Genomic DNA, 14,713 nt, shown 5'->3' with positions numbered 1-14,713 from the left:
GGGCACGGCGAACAACTCCCTCGTCGTCACCACGCTCCCACCTCCCGTCGTCGAACCTACATTCGATACTACCCAAGGGGGGCAAATAGCACAAGCGTTCGACCACTCACCCCAGCCGGGTGCCCACCCACTCGGCCAGCACCCGTGCGCAGGCGTCCACGCTCTCGACCCACGTGGCCCCTGCGGACTCGTCGGCCGGGTCGGACACGTACTTGACCAGACGCGTGGGAACGCCCAACATCGCCCCGGCCGCGGCGACCGCGTACCCCTCCATGTCCACCAGGTCCGCGATCGACGCGAGGTGATCGCGCAGCGGTCCGCCGGCTACGAAGCGGTCGCCGGACGCGAGCACCGGCGCGGCGCTCCCGCCGGGAGTGGACGGCACCGCGTGGGCCGGCTCCGGAGTCACCGCGAGCTCGGCCGAGAGGGCCAGGGGAGGCCCGTCGTGGCGGCCGGTGACCGCATGGAGCGCGAGGTTGTCGAAGTCGTGCTGGAACACTGTCGCGATCTCGTGCGTGCCCTCCATCCCGAGGTGCAATCCGCCGGCGGTGCCCACGTTGACGAGTTCGCGCGGTCGGACCCCGCCACCCAGCGCGTGCGCGACCGCCACGGCGGCCCGCACCTTGCCGACGCCCGTGACCAGGACGGGGAAGTCCGTGACGAAGTGCCGGGCCTCCTGTTCCAGGGCGACGACGACGAGAGGGTGTGCCGGGTCGACGGCTCCGAGGAGTTCCACGGCGTCCACGGTAGTCATGGGGGATCGGTTCACGGCATCCGCTCCCGCGCCTGCACCGCCGCTGCGCGGGGGCGATAGAGCTCTTCCGTTGCGCTTCCCGTGCATTCCGCGGCCCCCGCCTACGGTGGGACCAGATGGCCAGCCCTTCCAGCCCAGAGGTGAACCGCGATGTCGATCCACACCCCCCGAACCCCCGCCCGCCTGGCGATACTCCTGCCAGTGGTGGCGCTGCTCACGGCCGCCGGCTGCGCGAACGGCTCTGACGACGAACAGAACCCCGCCGAGCCGACGGTCACCGCCACCGTGACCGCGCCCGTGGAGACCTCCGAGCTGCCCACCGAGCGACCCGCGGCGGACGCGTTCGACAGCGGGAACTGCGCGACCGAGCTCTCGGGCCAGAACATCTCGGGCGACGTCCAGGTCCGCGACGGGCAGACCTGTGTGCTGTCCGATCTGACCGTCACCGGTGACATCGACGTCTACGGCGGTGGCCGACTCGAGGCCCGCAACGTCCGGGTCACCGAGGACATCGAGGCCGAGGGGCACGCGTTCGTCCTGGTCATCGGGGGCGAAGTTGCGGGGTCGATCGAGCTGGACAGGGGTGGCGAGGCGACGGTCGAGAACGTCCGGATCGGCGGCGACCTGGAATCCGAACAGAACTCCGGCCCCCAGCGCTTCGAGGGCAACACCATCGGCGGCGACCTGGAGTGCGAGGGCAACGCCGAGGCCCCGACCGGTGGCGGCAACCAGGTCAGCGGCGAGCGGGAGGGGCAGTGCGCGGGCCTGTGACCGGGGTGTTCATGCGACGCCTCTCATCCCGGCGACCGCTTTCTTCCCGGGAACGGCGCCCACCAGCGCGGCTCCGCCTCCCCCAGAGGTAGCCGGTCGACCACCTCGTGCCGGGCCCGCCCGCGAGGGCCCTCGCCGAGGAAGGAGTCGACCAACGCGATCTCGGTCACGGTCCAGGTGCTGCTGGTGAACGTGTCGAGCACCCGCAGCCACGCCGTGGCATCGTCGCGACCGCCGAGCCGGGCGAGCGTGAGGTGGGGGCGAAACCGCGCCCCGTCGGGGACGCAGCCGGCCGCGTTGGCAGCCGACCGGGCCCCCGCGGCCAGCGCGTCGAGCGGACGCTCGCGCCGATCATCACCGATCGCCGGGGACTGCTCGACGCCCGCCCACAGCACCTTGGCCCGCTCGACCGAGGGGAACGCCCCCGCCCCGGCCAACCGCAGGCGGAACGGCTCGTGCCTGCGGGCGACCGCACCGAGCCTCTCGGCGAGGTCGTCGATCCGCCACTCGTCGACATCCGGGCAGAAGGTCAGCGTGAGGTGCCACTGCGAGGGGGTGGTCCACGCCGGTCCCGGGCGTGGGTCGAGGAACCGCTCGAGTTCTCCGCGGACCTCGTCCGGCGGCATGACCGCGGCGAACATCCGATGACCCATTCGGGACGCACCCCCTCCGACTGAGCAGGCCGCGGTCTGCACGGTGTCGGCGGCTCGCGACAGGTTCATATCCACGATGGCCCACCACGCACCCGGAGACAAGGCCGCTCGCGCAGTCCGATGCAAGTGCGATGCCGTCGGGGCCCGCGTCGAGCTGGCGTCACGGTGCAGAAGCGATACGATGGGTGCCATCACGGCGGTGGGGCTCGCCTTCAACTACGGCATCGATGTCGTCAACGGTCCCTGGTTTCATTTCTTGAGGCTGGTTGCTGCCGTGAACACTCCTCGACAGCACCTCTCCGGTCATCCCGGCCGGGCCTCCCCGAACTGGGCGCCACTGGGCGGCCATGGATGGAGGGCGGCAACGATGAGCGGTGACTTCACTGTCAGGGACCTGCGAGCCCTGGAAGTCCTGGATTCTCGGCGAGATCCGAACCCTCGCGTGGAAGTGAGGCTCGGCTCGGGCGCGACCGGCTGGGCAGGTGTGCCTTCGGGAGTCCCCCTCAGGATCGCCGCCATTCAGCCGCACCTGCCGTACGGGCTTTCAGGGGCCGAGCGGTGAGCTCCGGCCCGGATCGACCCTGGCACGGAGACCCCACCGGCTCGTGCCTCGTCTTCGGCGCAATACCCGGCCAGGACCCGCACGTCGTTCGAGCTGCCGCGGCACTGGCCGCCCGGATGCAGTCCAGCCTGGTGTGCGTGTGGTCCGACCCGGCGAACATCATCGTCAGACGCAACCCGGACGGATCCGTCGACACCGTTCCCACGGATCCCGATGGCGTGGGCGATCCGGACCGCCCCACGGGAGAGGAGATGCTGTTCGCCCAGCTCGAGAAGACTCTCGCGGCCAGCCCCGCACCGTGGCGGTTCCACTACGCCACAGGGACGCCGGCGCGCGCGCTGCACGAGGCCGCCGAGGAGGTCGATGCCGTCGCGATCGCGATAGGCACCCGCCAGCCCGGGTTCGGGTCCTGGGCCGCGGAGAAGATCGACGGTTCCGTCGCCGCGCGCCTGGCCCACCATCAGCACCGACCCGTCATCCTGATCCCGCGCCCGGACGACGAACAGAGCGAGGAGCGCCCGTGAGCCGTTCACTCCACCTGCACCCCGGGATGATCGCCCTCGTCGCTCTCGGCGGAGCCGCCGGCACCCTGGCCCGATGGGCCATGACCACATCGTTTCCCGCCCACCATGCGTGGCCGATATCGACCCTCGCCGAAAACCTCATCGGAGCATTCCTCCTCGGACTGCTACTGGAGACCCTGGTTCGGGCCGGCGACGAGATCCCCTCGCGCCGGATGGTACGACTCGGGCTCGGCACGGGTGTCCTGGGTGGATTCACCACCTTCTCCACCTTCGCCCTCGAGGTGGAGAGGCTTCTCGGCGCCGGCGACGGCGTCCACGCGATCGGCTATTTCACGGTCTCGCTCGTCGGCGGATTCCTCACCTGCCTGCTCGGTGTCATCGTGGCCAGCCGACACCATCAATGGCGTACCAGTCGACTACCCGTTGACCCCGACCAGAGTGTCATCCCCGACCCCACCCGGCCCGGGAAGGACCGCCAGTGATCGTCGCACTCATCGCCCTCTTCGGCGGAGTCGGAGCCGCCACTCGATTCGTGGTAGACGGCCTGATCCGGACTCGCTGGTCCAGTGCATTTCCCATCGGTACGGTCACCATCAACATCACCGGATCACTACTGATGGGCTTCCTCACCGGCGCTGCTGCAGCGGGGGCGGTCGGAGGCCGAGGGCTGGAGGCAGCCACCATCGGCTTCTGCGCCGGTTACACCACCTTCTCCACCGCCATGGTGGAGACCGTGCGCCTGGTCCAGGGCGGGGACTACCGCAAGGCCGTCGTCAACGCGCTGGGAACAGGGGTCCTCGTCGTCGCGGCGGTCGCCGCCGGGCTCGCTCTCGCCGCGACGATCTTCTGAGCACACGCCGGTTCCACGAGCGCTACCAGCCCCGCCGCGACCGTAAGACTCCCGACGGGCGGCCTCACCCCGAGAGTCCGGCCTCCAGGGCGGCCTCGAGGCCCGCGCGGTCGCCGGAGATCTCCAGCCCCGCGTCGTCCGGGCCGACCCGGCCCCACAGCAGGAGCGCGAGCGACTCGGGCGAACCCGACACCTCGACCTCCCCGGTCCCCTCTGCACCGGGCAGTTCCCACTCGAGGGCGCCCGGGGACGTCGCACCCACCGGTTCGGCGCCCGTGGCCAGACCCTCGGGGGCGTGGAGCACAGCGCGAAGACGGATCGTCACGGGCAGCGGCCGGCTGGCGCTCTTGTGCGGGTACATCACGGCGCAGAACTCGTCGATCGTGTCCACGGCCACGTCCTCCGGGAGCGGCGTCGTGGCGGAGGGCCCGCCCAGCGCGTTCTCCAGATCCCACCGGTGTAGAGCCGTCTCGTGGAGCTGCCGCCGCAGCCAGAACGATGCGGGCCCCGGGCCACCGAAGGTCCACGTGGGGGCGTCGACGTCGGTCTCCGTGAAGGTCTCGAGCATTCCCGAGGCCTGGGACGCATACCAGTCGGCGAGCGCGGCAGCGCCCGCCACCGACGACGGGGCGGACTTCATCGCCTCGCCCAGACCCCGCGAGCGCTCGTGTGGGTTCCCGTCGCGCACGGTGGCACCGCCCCAGCGGTTGACGGCGCCGAGGTGGGTGACGAGGTCGTGCAGCGTCCAGTCCGGGCACGACGGCACAGGGGCGGCCGGTTCGACCGCATCCGAGTCGCCACCCCCGGCGAGCGCGAACCGCACCAGACCGACCTGGGCCTCGATCGCGTCGAGCATCCGCTCCCGCGTCAACCGGGCGCTCATACGCGCGTCGCCGCCTCGTTCGATCCGATCGATCCGCTGTCCTCCGTGCCCGCCCGACGGCGGGTGAAGTCGATCTGCCGTCCCGCGTTGGACACCGCCACCACGGTCCCGGTGCCGAACACGCCGTCGCGGTCGAAAAGCGAGGCGCTGCCCACCGCCACCCCCGCGTCGCTGAGGTGCTCGTCGGCCTCGATGCCGATGTCACCCGAACGGGGCAGGCGGGCCAGCGCCACGGTGAGATCGGCGTTGATGAAGCCGATGCCCTCGTCGCCCCAGTGGGACATGAGGCTGGTGGACTCGGCCAGGGTCACGGCCCGCTGGAACGGGGTCGCGTCCTCACCGGCCACCACGTCCAGCGGGTGCAGCCAGAACCGCTTGCGCTGGTCGTTCTGGTGCGCACTCATGTCGCGACTCCACGCCTCCCCCTCGTCGCCGCTGCCGAAGAACACGTTCGACCCCGGCCGGTTCTCATGTGGGTCCGCCTCCGGCGGGGCCCCCACCCGCCGGCCCGAGCGCCACACGTTGCCGGGCGGCTGTTCGCCGCGGCGCAACTGCACGAGGGTGCCCCGGGCGACCAGCTTCCCCTCCTGCAACATCCGGACGTCCGCGACCCGGATCCGGTTGCCGGCCCGGACCTCCTCCGTCACCGCGACCAGCGGCTCGGTCCGGACGGGCGCGAAGAGATCCACGGTGAGCCGGGCGGGCTGGAACCCCTCCGCCCCGTGCTCGGCCTCGAGCGCACGGGCCGAGGCCACCACCACCGCGGGCCCGTTGACCATGGTCTCCGACCAGGCGCTGCGCGCGTACCTGGTGGGGATGTACGCCCCCGACTCGTCGAGGGTGAAGAACGAACGCTCGCCCATGAGCTCAGCCCACCATTCCGATTGAAGAGGTTGCGGGTCCGGCAGCTGTCGCCGGGCGGGCTCCACCGGCGGCCCAGGACCGCAGGATCGCCGCGAGCTGCGTCTCGAAGTACTGCTCGGCGCTCGGCGACTCGCGCCACACGCTGAGTTCCAGCGACACGACCCCGTGCAGCGAGGCCCAGATCGCGGTGGCCGCCTCGTGCACGTCGGTGGCCCGGAAGACCCCCTCATCGACCAGCGCATCGACGATCTCCAGCAGCGGTTCCCTCCACTGCGGGTCACGCGACTGCGGGTCGCGGCGGTCGGCGTCGGCGCGGGGTGAACGGACGGGCTCCCCCACGACGAGCGCGTACAGGCCCTGGTTCTCCAGCGCCCACCGGCGGTAGGCGCGGCAGAGGGAGCGCATGTCGGTCTCGACACTGTCGTGACGCAGCGACTCGCGCAGAGCCTCGGCGAGCATGCGATCCGCCTCCTCCGCGACCGCGGCGAGCAGGCCGGACTTGCCCCCGAACATGGTGTAGATGGCCGTGGTGGAGGTGCCCTGCGAGGCGGCCAGCGGCCGCAGTCCGAGCTGCTCCGGCGCCGCTCCCCGGAGCCTGCGCGTGGCCTCCCTCAGGATCCCCAGCCGGAGGGCCTCGTCGTACTGGGCGTGGGGTGGGGCGCCGGTGGTGGCGCGGGAGAGGGAACGGGTCACCCGGGCAGGGTACGACGACGACGTGACCATCGCGTCACAACGCCGTGGCGTGTCCACCGGAACGGTGTCATCCCACCGCCATCACCGTTGCTGCCGGCCGCCACTCGGGGTGCGGAAGACGGGAGTGACAACGGTGTCCCACCTGCCGTGACGGCGTTGCCGGGGATCTACGCTGGAGCCCATGCCCACTCTGAGCCGTCACGAGTCCGTCTTCGTCCTCCGCTTCTCCGAACCGGAGGACCCGGCGGACGCCCCGGACAACGCCTTCTCCCCCGATTTCCTGGACTCCCTCGATGCCGCCTTAGACGAGATCGAGGCCTCCGAGGGGCCGGCGGCCCTGGTCACGACCGGGGCGGGGAAGTTCTACTCCAACGGACTCGACCTGTCGGTGATCGCCTCCGATCCCGCCGGGCTGCCCGCCTACGTCTCGCGGGCCCAGCGGGTGTTCGCCCGGGTCCTGCGGCTCGAGCTACCCACGGTGGCCGCGGTCAACGGGCACGCGTTCGGAGCCGGGGCGATGCTGGCCCTGTCCCACGACCACCGCGTCATGCGCGCCGACCGCGGATTCTGGAACCTGCCCGAATCGCAGTTGGGTATGCCGTTCCCTCCCGGGATGAACGCGCTCATCACCACCCGGCTGCCCCACACGGTGGCGAGCACGGCCATGCTCACCTCGAAGCGCTATGCGGCGGATGAGGCGATCGCGGCCGGGATAGCCCACGAGGCGGCAGAGGCGGACGCGGTGCTGGACCGCGCGGTGACCGTGGCGGCGGAGATGGCTCCGCTCCGGAGTGCCAATTACGCCGGAATCCGTGCGGGACTCGTCGTTGGCGCCCTCACGCACCTGGATGAGCCGATCACGCGGCTCTGAGGGTCCACGCCTCTCAGCCCCGGCACCGCCGCGGACCCGCGACCTCATCCGGCCGAGAGGTGCCGCATGCGAATAGACGGAAGGGCCCGCACCCCCTCTCCCGGGGATGCGGGCCCTCGCTCGTGCGATCAGTTGGCGGCGGCGTACGCCTCCATCACGTCGGCCGGGATACGGCCGCGATCGGAGACCTCGAAGCCGTTTTCCCGCGCCCATTCGCGAATGGCCTTGGTATCGCCCGAGCTGGACTTGGCGGCAGCCTTGCGCGCGGGCTTGTTCCTGCCCCCGGTCACGCGGTGACCTGCGTCGATGTACGGGGCCATCACCTCACGGAAGGCATCGGCATTCTCGTCGCTCAGGTCGATGGAGTATTCCTTGCCCTCGAAGGCGAACGAGATGGAATTGGCCTCCTCGCCCAGTTCCGTCCCGTCGATGTCATCGATGTACCTGACCTGGAATTGCTGAGCCATTGATTCTCCCTAGCTAGGTGCGACTTCTACTACACAACAGTATGCACCAGTACCGGGAAATTAGGCCTGGTCACATTTGCCGGCCATTATCGATAAGTGATTCGTTCCTTATCGGATCGAGAACAGCCGGGCCGGTCAGCGTATTAATTCCGTCGAATTCTCCAGGTATAACCGGACGATCAGATCGACTATCTCCGGGTTCGCACCGAGCGGCGGAGAGGTCACGTCCGCGCCGGCCGCCGCGATCCGGTCCGCGAAGAACCCGGGCGCCAGCAGATGGGTGGCCACGGCCACCCGGCGATGACCCCGCTCCCTGAACCCGGTGATCGCGTCGGCGACGGTCGGACTGGCCGCGGAGGCGAAACCGGCGGACACCGGCACCCCCAGCACCCTCTCGAGGGCCGAGGCCAGGGCCCGTGTCTCGGCCTGTGAGGACTCGTCACGGCTTCCCGCCGCCCCCAGGACCACGGCGTCGGGGCCGAAGGCCCCGACGGCCCCCGCCTCCGCCAACCGCTGGATCAGTGCCCGCACGATCTCCGGTTCACCACCCACGTGGGGCGCCAGCGCGACCGGGCCGGGGGCGCGACCGCACGCGCCGTCGACGTCCTCGGTGACGTGGAACCCGCGGGCCAGGAAGGCGGGGACCACGACCGTGGGGACACCGTCGGCGAGGATCCGGTCCGGGCCCGGAGCCTGGACGTCGACCCAGGCCAGCCGGCAGTCCACACCGTCGAGCTTCTTGCGCGTCTCCACCAGGACCCGGCCCAGTTCCCGACGGCCTGTCGACGACCGGGTCCCGTGTGCCACCAGGAGCAGGCGGGGCCGCTCGGCGACCGGTTCGGCGAGGGGCGCGTTCGTCGTCATCCCCCGAGCATGCCGGATTCCGGATGCGTCCCCCCGATCGCTGGACGAGACTGGGGGGATGGACGCAGGAGCCGGACGTATCGGGCGGGCCCTCCGACCGGGTCGTCGGAGCCGGGAACGGCCGGAGGTGACCCTGACCAACTTCGAGGCCGTCTACGACTTCTACGGCCCCGGCCGCCGGAGGGACGGCTTCACCCATCCCCTGCTGGCCTTCGTGGGGGCGTTGTACGCGCCCGAGGTGCGGATCCGGCCCGAGACGGAGGCCGAGCTGCACCGGCTGCACGACGCCGGCGTGGGGATCATCGTGGCCGCCAACCACCCGTCACACCACGACCCGTTCGTGCTGGCCTCGGCCGTGTACGACAGGCGGGTCCGGTTCCTCGCCTCCGGCACCGGCCTGACCAAGGACCCGCTCTTCCGCGGCCCGCTGCGACCGGTGTTCGAGTACACGGGAACGGTCCCGGTCTTCCGCGCCAAGAACTACGGGGGCACCGAGCGCGCGGTGCACGACGCGGCGGCTTCCCGCCTGATCGGCCTGTGCGTGGACCGCCTGACCGCCGGCGGGGTGGTGTTGACTTTCGTGGAGGGCACCAACTCCTCCGCGGACGATCTACGGACGCTGCGGCTGGACTCGGTCAAGAAGGGTGTGGGCCAGATGGTCCGCGGGGTCCGCGAGGGGGGCGGTCGGGTGGCGGTGCTGCCGATCGGGATCGTCTATCACGGACGGGAACACTCCAGGCTGCCCCCGCGCCGCCCGGTCGTGGCCGCCGGACCGCTGGCGCTCTGGGAGGACCCCGGGCCGGCACCGTCGGTCGACGAGGTGCGGCACGCGGTGCGCGAGGGCATCGACGACGCCCTCACCGACGCCTGGCGGTAGGGCTCAGGCCCCGCCGTCGACCACGCCGGGGACGATCTCGAACGTCACGCCGGCGGCCCGGAGGTCGCGGGCCCGATCCGCCAGGGTGTCCGCCGCGACGATCCGCACGACCCCGTGACCGGCAGCGCACCGGGCGGCCACCACTCGCGCGACCGCGTCGACGGGCAGGGTCGACCCGACCTCGATCACCTCGACGTCGTCGTCGATCTCCGCCAGCAGTCCCGGATCGGCCGCACCGTCCACCACCAGCACGTCCGCGGCGTGGACGAAGCGCCGGGCGCGGACGGTGAGGAGGTCGCCGTCACCGCACCCACCGACCAGCACGAGCCACCCCGCCTCGGGGCGACGCCGGGCGCGCAGTCCCGCCGGCGCGGTGGCCAGCGACCTCGCCACGTGCCGCCCCACCCGGACCGACCGGCGGGGGTCCGAGGAGTCCACCGCGATCCGGACGAGCCCTGCGGGCGTCGACACCGCGGTGCGCGCGGGCACCCGTGCCGACCCGAGCGCGGCGTCGCCTGCGGCCACGCACCAGATCCGCCGCTGCTCGCACAAATCGGCGACCTCGGCGTCGACCACCGGGTCCCCGGTGGCGACGTGCACCATCCAGGGAGTGTCCAGGTCTGAGGCGCGGAAGTTCCTGACGACGACGACGAGCTGGGCACCCGCCCGCGCCGCGAGGTCGGCCATCGCCGGGTCGACACGAGGGGCCACGACCCGGACCACCGCACCGGCCTCGAGAAAGGTCTCGGCGCGGCGGACCGACACCGGCCCCGCGCCCACCACCAGCACCTCGCGTGCGGACAGACCCACCGTCAGGGGGAGGCCGTCCAACGCGGGGACCGCCGGCCGCTCGGCCGCGGGAGCGGCGTCGGCGAACGCGATCGTCACAGGTGGATGCCGCACTCGGTCTTGGAGGAACCGGCCCAGCGACCGGAGCGCGGATCCGCTCCGGCTTCGACGCGGTGGGTGCACGGCTCACAGCCTATCGACGGGAAGCCGTCGTCGAGCAGTGGATTGAGCAGGCACCCGTGCTCCTCCGCGTAGGCGTGGACGCGATCCAGGGTCCACGCCACGAGCGGGTTGATCTTGATCATCGAGTGCTTGGCGTCCCACTCCACGATCGCCGCTCCGGCGCGGTGGTCGGTGTCCACCCGACGCAGACCGGTGATCCACGCCTCGTATCCGGACAGTGCCGCGTCGAGCGGCTCCACCTTGCGCAGGCGGCAGCACAGCTCCGGGTTCGTCTCGAACGGGCGCGGGCCGAGCGCGGCCTCGTGCTCCTCACGGCTCGCTGGGCTGTGCACGTCCACGACGTTCAGCCCCGGTGTGGACGCCAGGGCGTCCCGGACGCCGATGGTCTCCGAGAAGTGGTAGCCCGTGTCGAGGAAGAGCACGTCCACCCCCGGGGCGTACTGCGCGGTCATCTCCGGCACCACCGTGTTGGCCATCGAGCAGGCCACGGCGAGAGCGTCACCGAAGGTCTCGCCCGCCCAGGCCAGGACCTCGGCGGGGTCGACCTCGCCGTGGTGGCCGTAGAGCCCGCGGTCGTCGAATCGACGCGCCGCGTCCTCGGCGATGGCCTTGAGTTCCTCGGTGGTCCGGCGCCGGCCGGGGCCGGGGGTCAGGACGGTGCTGCGGGGCAGCAGATCGAGTGCGACTGCGGTCATACCAGGACCTCCTCCTCCACACGGTGGGCCCACTCGGCGAAGGTCTCGCCGTTGGCACCGGTCTCCATGTACTTGCGGATCACGCGCTCCACGTAGTCGGGCAGGTCCGCGGACGGCACGCGGAGGCCGCGGACCGTGCGGCCGAGCCCACCCGACTCCTGGTCCTGGGAGGCCAGGCCGCCACCGAGGTGGACCTGGAAGCCCGGGGTGTCGCCGTCGAGCAGCTGGCCCTTGAGGCCGATGTCGGCGGTCTGGATGCGCGCACAGCTGTTGGGGCAGCCGTTGAGGTGGATCGACAGCGGCGTGCGCAGGGGCGCGTCGTCGGCGAACCGGTTCTCGAGCTCGCCGATCAGCGCGGTGGCGGTGTCCTTGGTGTCGACGAAGGCGAGCTTGCAGAACTCGATACCGGTGCACGCCATGGTGGAGCGGCGGAAGGAACTGGGCCGCGCGTGCAGTCCGATCGCGGCCAGCCCCTCGACCAGCTGCTCGACCTTCTCCGGCTCGACGTCCAGCACGAGCAGCTTCTGGTGCGGGGTGAAGCGGACCCGGTGGGAGCCCGCGGCCTCGGCGAGGTCGGCGACCTGCGCCAGCTTCTCACCGCCCACGCGGCCGACGGTGGGGGCGGCGCCGACGTAGTACCGGCCGTCCTTCTGCTCGAAGATCCCGACGTGGTCGCTCGAACCGACGCCCCGCTCGGGCGCGGGCCCGTTCGGGAGCTCACGGCCCAGGTACTCGTCCTGGAGGACCTGGCGGAACTTCTCGGCTCCCCAGTCCTTGATGAGGAACTTGAGCCGGGCTTTGGTGCGCAAGCGGCGGTAGCCGTAGTCGCGGAAGATCCCCACCACGCCGGCCCACACCTCGGCCGCCTCCTCCTGGCGGACGAACACGCCGATGCGGGTGGCGAGCTGCGGGTTGGTGGACAGCCCGCCGCCCACCCAGAGGTCGTAACCCGGGCCGAGTTCGGGATGCTGGACGCCCACCAACGAGATGTCGTTGATCTCGTGGACCACGTCGAGGCTCGGATGCCCGGTGATGGCGGACTTGAACTTGCGCGGCAGGTTGGAGAACTCGGGCGTGCCGATGTACTTGGCCTTGATCTCCTCGATCACCGGGGTCGGGTCGAGGATCTCGGACTCGGCCACACCGGCGACCGGGCTGCCGAGGATCACGCGCGGGCAGTCGCCGCAGGCCTCGACCGTATCGATCCCCACGTCCTCGAGCCGCTGCCAGACCTCGGGCACGTCCTCGATCGCGATCCAGTGGTACTGGATGTTCTGCCGGTCGGAGATGTCCGCGGTGCCACGGGCGAAGTCGGTCGAGATGCCCGCCAGTACCCGCAGCTGGTCGGTGGTCACCGCGCCGCCGTCGGTCCGGACGCGCATCATGAAGTACTCGTCCTGCAGCTCGTCGGCCTCGAGCTTGGAGGTCCGCGAGCCGTCCAGCCCCTGCTTGCGCTGGGTGTACAGCCCCCACCAGCGCATCCGCCCCGAGAGGTCGTCGGACGGGATGGAGGCGAACCCCTCCTTGGAGTAGGTGTCGAGGATCCTCTGCCGCACGTTGAGTGCGTCGTCGGTGAGCTTGAACTCCTCGTTGTGGTTGAGCGTGAGCTTGCCGTCGATCTTCCACTGGCCCTGCGGCTTGGGGGCGCGTGCGGGACGAGCGGGGCGGGCGGCGGCGTCTGTACCGGTCATGTCCGCGAGGGTAGCCGTCGACAGACCGGTCTGTCTAATGTCGGACGGTAGGCTCCGCCCCCGTCAGCGCCCGCCCACCGGCGGCACCGGCCCCACCCACGAGATCAGCCGCCCCCCACGGAGGGAGGCGGCTGGGTATCAGACCTTCGTGCGGACCGTCAGACCGGCGGCATGATGGTCGAACCCAGATCCTCGGCGACGCCGAACACGGTCCACCAGAACACCTCCACGATGTGGACCGGGAGGAACGTGAGCGTGTCGACGAGCGTCGACCCCGTGTCGGTGGCCAGACTGCCGGCCGCGCCGACGGTCGACCCGGCGAATTCAAAGAGACTTCCCCACATGATGAACTCCTTCCAGGACGGCCCTGGTCAGCCCACCCCTTGGACTACATCTCGGTCGCCCTTTCCCGATCATATGACGATCCTCATCAAGTAGGAACCCCCCAGCAAGGGACTTACGAATATCCTGAGAAGCTTTACTCGAGAGGCAAGTTTGTGGAAACGCCCGTGGATCGTCAGTACCGTGAGTGACGTACCCCACCAACCCGTGGGGGACCACCTCTCGAAAGGACACCACATGTTCTCTGACTTCTGGTTCTCCCTCGCCAGCGGCTCCGCCGACCTCGTGCCGAACGTCGGCTCCGCCGCGATCGACGGCCTGCTCGGCCTGCCGTCCTACATCCTCGCGACCCTCGGTGGCGGCGCGGAGCTCTTCGGCTCCTAATCCTCAGCGACGAACGCCCCGGTGGTCCGCCACCGGGGCGCTTCGCATTTCACGGGGTGTGTCACAGCCCGCAGAACTCGAACCAGGTGTCGACTTCCCGCCGGGCCTGCTCCCTCCCGAGAACGTAGGCCTCGGCGAGACGGTCGACCCTGCGCTCGTAGCTCCGGATCAACACCCGCTCCGGACGGAACACCGCCGCATCGCCGGACTCCTCGAGAGCCTCGATCTCGTCGAGCGTCTCGTTGTAGAGCGCCCACCTGTGCAGGAGCGCCTCCCCCACCGCCGGGAACCTCCGGAAGTACGAGCGGTAGAACGGCGTCAGTCGCCGCGGCGGGATCTTCCGGTAGCCCCTCGGTTGGGTGAGCACCACGAGGAACCTCTCGTATCCGGCCTCCCGCGCCGCGGACAGCGGGATCCCGCCGTCATGGCCCAGGGCCCCGTCCACGTAGTACTCGCCGTCGATCAGCACCGGTGGCATCCACACCGGCATCGTCGAGGACGACCTGACCATCCGCATGAGCTCCGGCATGCTCGAGGCGTCCTCCTCGGTCCAGAAGACCGTGGCACCGTCCGAACACCGGAACGTCCCGATCCTCGCAGCCGTGCCGCTCCCCGAGAACGTGTCGAAGTCGTAGGGCAACACCTGGTCCGGGAGACCGGTCTGCTCGTAGATGTACTCGGCGTTGAACAGACCCTTCCCGCGGGCGAAACTGCGCCAGTCCCCGAAGTTGGGGTCCGCCGCGAGTTCGACGAAGCTCTTCCGCGCGCGGACGCCCTCGCGGGACAGATAGTTGGCCACGTGCGTGGCCCCCGCGGAGATCCCGGCGGCCATCCCCCCGTGGATGTCCGCGTCGATGAGTGTCTCCACGACCCCCGCCGTGTGGACCGCCCGCATTCCCCCGCCCTCGAACAGGACGGCGACATCCGGAGCGGTGGGCGATAAATCGGTCACGACACCAGGGTAAGTCGCATCGTCACATCTGCGATGATCGACTA

At 70.6% G+C, this 14,713-nt stretch carries 20 protein-coding genes; 8 read left to right on the top strand and 12 right to left on the bottom strand.

Going from position 1 to position 14,713, the window contains the following annotated elements; all coding sequences use genetic code 11:
• Positions 1-106 precede the first annotated feature (106 nt).
• Positions 107-736: a nucleosidase gene (locus ABIE38_RS08260; protein WP_354055258.1), complete on the bottom strand. Its 630-nt coding sequence runs from the start codon at positions 734-736 to the stop codon at positions 107-109.
• Positions 737-904: 168 nt separating this feature from the next.
• Here ABIE38_RS08260 and ABIE38_RS08255 point away from each other — a divergent pair, with 168 nt between their 5' ends.
• Positions 905-1,525: a hypothetical protein gene (locus ABIE38_RS08255; protein ID WP_354055256.1), complete on the top strand. Its 621-nt coding sequence runs from the start codon at positions 905-907 to the stop codon at positions 1,523-1,525.
• A gap of 23 nt (positions 1,526-1,548) precedes the next feature.
• Here ABIE38_RS08255 and thpR read toward each other — a convergent pair whose 3' ends face one another.
• The gene (thpR, locus tag ABIE38_RS08250; RefSeq protein ID WP_354055254.1) at positions 1,549-2,178 is read right to left on the bottom strand and encodes an RNA 2',3'-cyclic phosphodiesterase; all 630 of its coding nucleotides are present in this window, start codon (positions 2,176-2,178) and stop codon (positions 1,549-1,551) included.
• 181 nt (positions 2,179-2,359) lie between these two features.
• On the opposite strand from thpR, the gene ABIE38_RS08245 reads away from it, so the two are divergent.
• Genes ABIE38_RS08245 through ABIE38_RS08230 form a run of 4 tightly spaced genes read left to right on the top strand, consistent with a single transcriptional unit; the run spans position 2,360 to position 4,114 of the window.
• Positions 2,360-2,740: a hypothetical protein gene (locus ABIE38_RS08245; RefSeq protein ID WP_354055252.1), complete on the top strand. Its 381-nt coding sequence runs from the start codon at positions 2,360-2,362 to the stop codon at positions 2,738-2,740.
• A complete protein-coding gene (locus ABIE38_RS08240; RefSeq protein WP_354055250.1) occupies positions 2,737-3,264 on the top strand; it encodes a universal stress protein in 528 nt (175 codons plus the stop codon). The genes ABIE38_RS08245 and ABIE38_RS08240 overlap by 4 nt, the downstream gene beginning before the upstream one ends.
• Positions 3,261-3,746 (top strand): fluoride efflux transporter FluC, encoded by a 486-nt coding sequence (locus tag ABIE38_RS08235; RefSeq protein ID WP_354055248.1) that lies wholly within the window; start codon positions 3,261-3,263, stop codon positions 3,744-3,746. Before ABIE38_RS08240 ends, ABIE38_RS08235 begins: the two co-directional genes overlap by 4 nt.
• Positions 3,743-4,114, top strand: coding sequence for a fluoride efflux transporter FluC (locus ABIE38_RS08230; RefSeq protein WP_354055246.1), 372 nt, complete (start codon positions 3,743-3,745; stop codon positions 4,112-4,114). The genes ABIE38_RS08235 and ABIE38_RS08230 overlap by 4 nt, the downstream gene beginning before the upstream one ends.
• A 64-nt stretch (positions 4,115-4,178) precedes the next feature.
• On the opposite strand, the gene ABIE38_RS08225 is transcribed toward ABIE38_RS08230, so the two are convergent.
• From ABIE38_RS08225 to ABIE38_RS08215, 3 genes are read right to left on the bottom strand one after another with little or no spacing between them, the layout of a single operon-like run.
• Complete coding sequence (locus tag ABIE38_RS08225) at positions 4,179-4,997, bottom strand: maleylpyruvate isomerase family mycothiol-dependent enzyme (RefSeq protein ID WP_354055244.1); 819 nt, start codon at positions 4,995-4,997, stop codon at positions 4,179-4,181.
• Positions 4,994-5,860, bottom strand: a complete 867-nt coding sequence (locus tag ABIE38_RS08220; RefSeq protein ID WP_354055242.1) for an acyl-CoA thioesterase domain-containing protein — start codon at positions 5,858-5,860, stop codon at positions 4,994-4,996. Before ABIE38_RS08220 ends, ABIE38_RS08225 begins: the two co-directional genes overlap by 4 nt.
• A 4-nt stretch (positions 5,861-5,864) precedes the next feature.
• Positions 5,865-6,554, bottom strand: a complete 690-nt coding sequence (locus ABIE38_RS08215) for a TetR-like C-terminal domain-containing protein (RefSeq protein ID WP_354055240.1) — start codon at positions 6,552-6,554, stop codon at positions 5,865-5,867.
• Between the two features lie 181 nt (positions 6,555-6,735).
• On the opposite strand from ABIE38_RS08215, the gene ABIE38_RS08210 reads away from it, so the two are divergent.
• Positions 6,736-7,425, top strand: coding sequence for an enoyl-CoA hydratase/isomerase family protein (locus ABIE38_RS08210; protein ID WP_354055238.1), 690 nt, complete (start codon positions 6,736-6,738; stop codon positions 7,423-7,425).
• 128 nt (positions 7,426-7,553) lie between these two features.
• Here ABIE38_RS08210 and ABIE38_RS08205 read toward each other — a convergent pair whose 3' ends face one another.
• Both ABIE38_RS08205 and ABIE38_RS08200 read right to left on the bottom strand, forming a co-directional pair.
• Complete coding sequence (locus ABIE38_RS08205; protein WP_354055236.1) at positions 7,554-7,892, bottom strand: histone-like nucleoid-structuring protein Lsr2; 339 nt, start codon at positions 7,890-7,892, stop codon at positions 7,554-7,556.
• 135 nt (positions 7,893-8,027) lie between these two features.
• A complete protein-coding gene (locus ABIE38_RS08200) occupies positions 8,028-8,756 on the bottom strand; it encodes a sirohydrochlorin chelatase (protein ID WP_354055234.1) in 729 nt (242 codons plus the stop codon).
• 58 nt (positions 8,757-8,814) lie between these two features.
• On the opposite strand from ABIE38_RS08200, the gene ABIE38_RS08195 reads away from it, so the two are divergent.
• Entirely contained in the window at positions 8,815-9,633 is an 819-nt protein-coding gene (locus tag ABIE38_RS08195; RefSeq protein ID WP_354055232.1) for a lysophospholipid acyltransferase family protein, read from the top strand.
• Positions 9,634-9,636: 3 nt separating this feature from the next.
• Here ABIE38_RS08195 and ABIE38_RS08190 read toward each other — a convergent pair whose 3' ends face one another.
• The 4 genes from ABIE38_RS08190 to ABIE38_RS08175 all read right to left on the bottom strand — a co-directional run bounded on the left by ABIE38_RS08190 (position 9,637) and on the right by ABIE38_RS08175 (position 13,335).
• Positions 9,637-10,521 carry an NAD(P)-dependent oxidoreductase gene (locus ABIE38_RS08190; RefSeq protein WP_354055230.1) on the bottom strand — a complete coding sequence of 295 codons (885 nt, stop codon included), beginning with the start codon at positions 10,519-10,521 and terminating at the stop codon, positions 9,637-9,639.
• A complete protein-coding gene (locus ABIE38_RS08185) occupies positions 10,518-11,300 on the bottom strand; it encodes a phosphoadenylyl-sulfate reductase (protein WP_354055228.1) in 783 nt (260 codons plus the stop codon). The genes ABIE38_RS08190 and ABIE38_RS08185 overlap by 4 nt, the downstream gene beginning before the upstream one ends.
• The gene (locus tag ABIE38_RS08180; protein WP_354055226.1) at positions 11,297-12,991 is read right to left on the bottom strand and encodes a nitrite/sulfite reductase; all 1,695 of its coding nucleotides are present in this window, start codon (positions 12,989-12,991) and stop codon (positions 11,297-11,299) included. Before ABIE38_RS08180 ends, ABIE38_RS08185 begins: the two co-directional genes overlap by 4 nt.
• A gap of 158 nt (positions 12,992-13,149) precedes the next feature.
• A complete protein-coding gene (locus ABIE38_RS08175) occupies positions 13,150-13,335 on the bottom strand; it encodes a hypothetical protein (protein WP_095717709.1) in 186 nt (61 codons plus the stop codon).
• Positions 13,336-13,570: 235 nt separating this feature from the next.
• Here ABIE38_RS08175 and ABIE38_RS08170 point away from each other — a divergent pair, with 235 nt between their 5' ends.
• Positions 13,571-13,717: a hypothetical protein gene (locus ABIE38_RS08170; protein ID WP_354055224.1), complete on the top strand. Its 147-nt coding sequence runs from the start codon at positions 13,571-13,573 to the stop codon at positions 13,715-13,717.
• A gap of 61 nt (positions 13,718-13,778) precedes the next feature.
• Here the strand turns inward: ABIE38_RS08170 and ABIE38_RS08165 are convergent, their stop codons facing one another.
• Entirely contained in the window at positions 13,779-14,669 is an 891-nt protein-coding gene (locus ABIE38_RS08165) for a patatin-like phospholipase family protein (RefSeq protein ID WP_354055223.1), read from the bottom strand.
• Positions 14,670-14,713 lie beyond the last annotated feature (44 nt).

This window comes from Dietzia sp. 2505, from assembly GCF_040546785.1.
GTDB lineage: Bacteria > Actinomycetota > Actinomycetes > Mycobacteriales > Mycobacteriaceae > Dietzia.
This window is presented reverse-complemented; position numbering and strand designations above follow the sequence as displayed.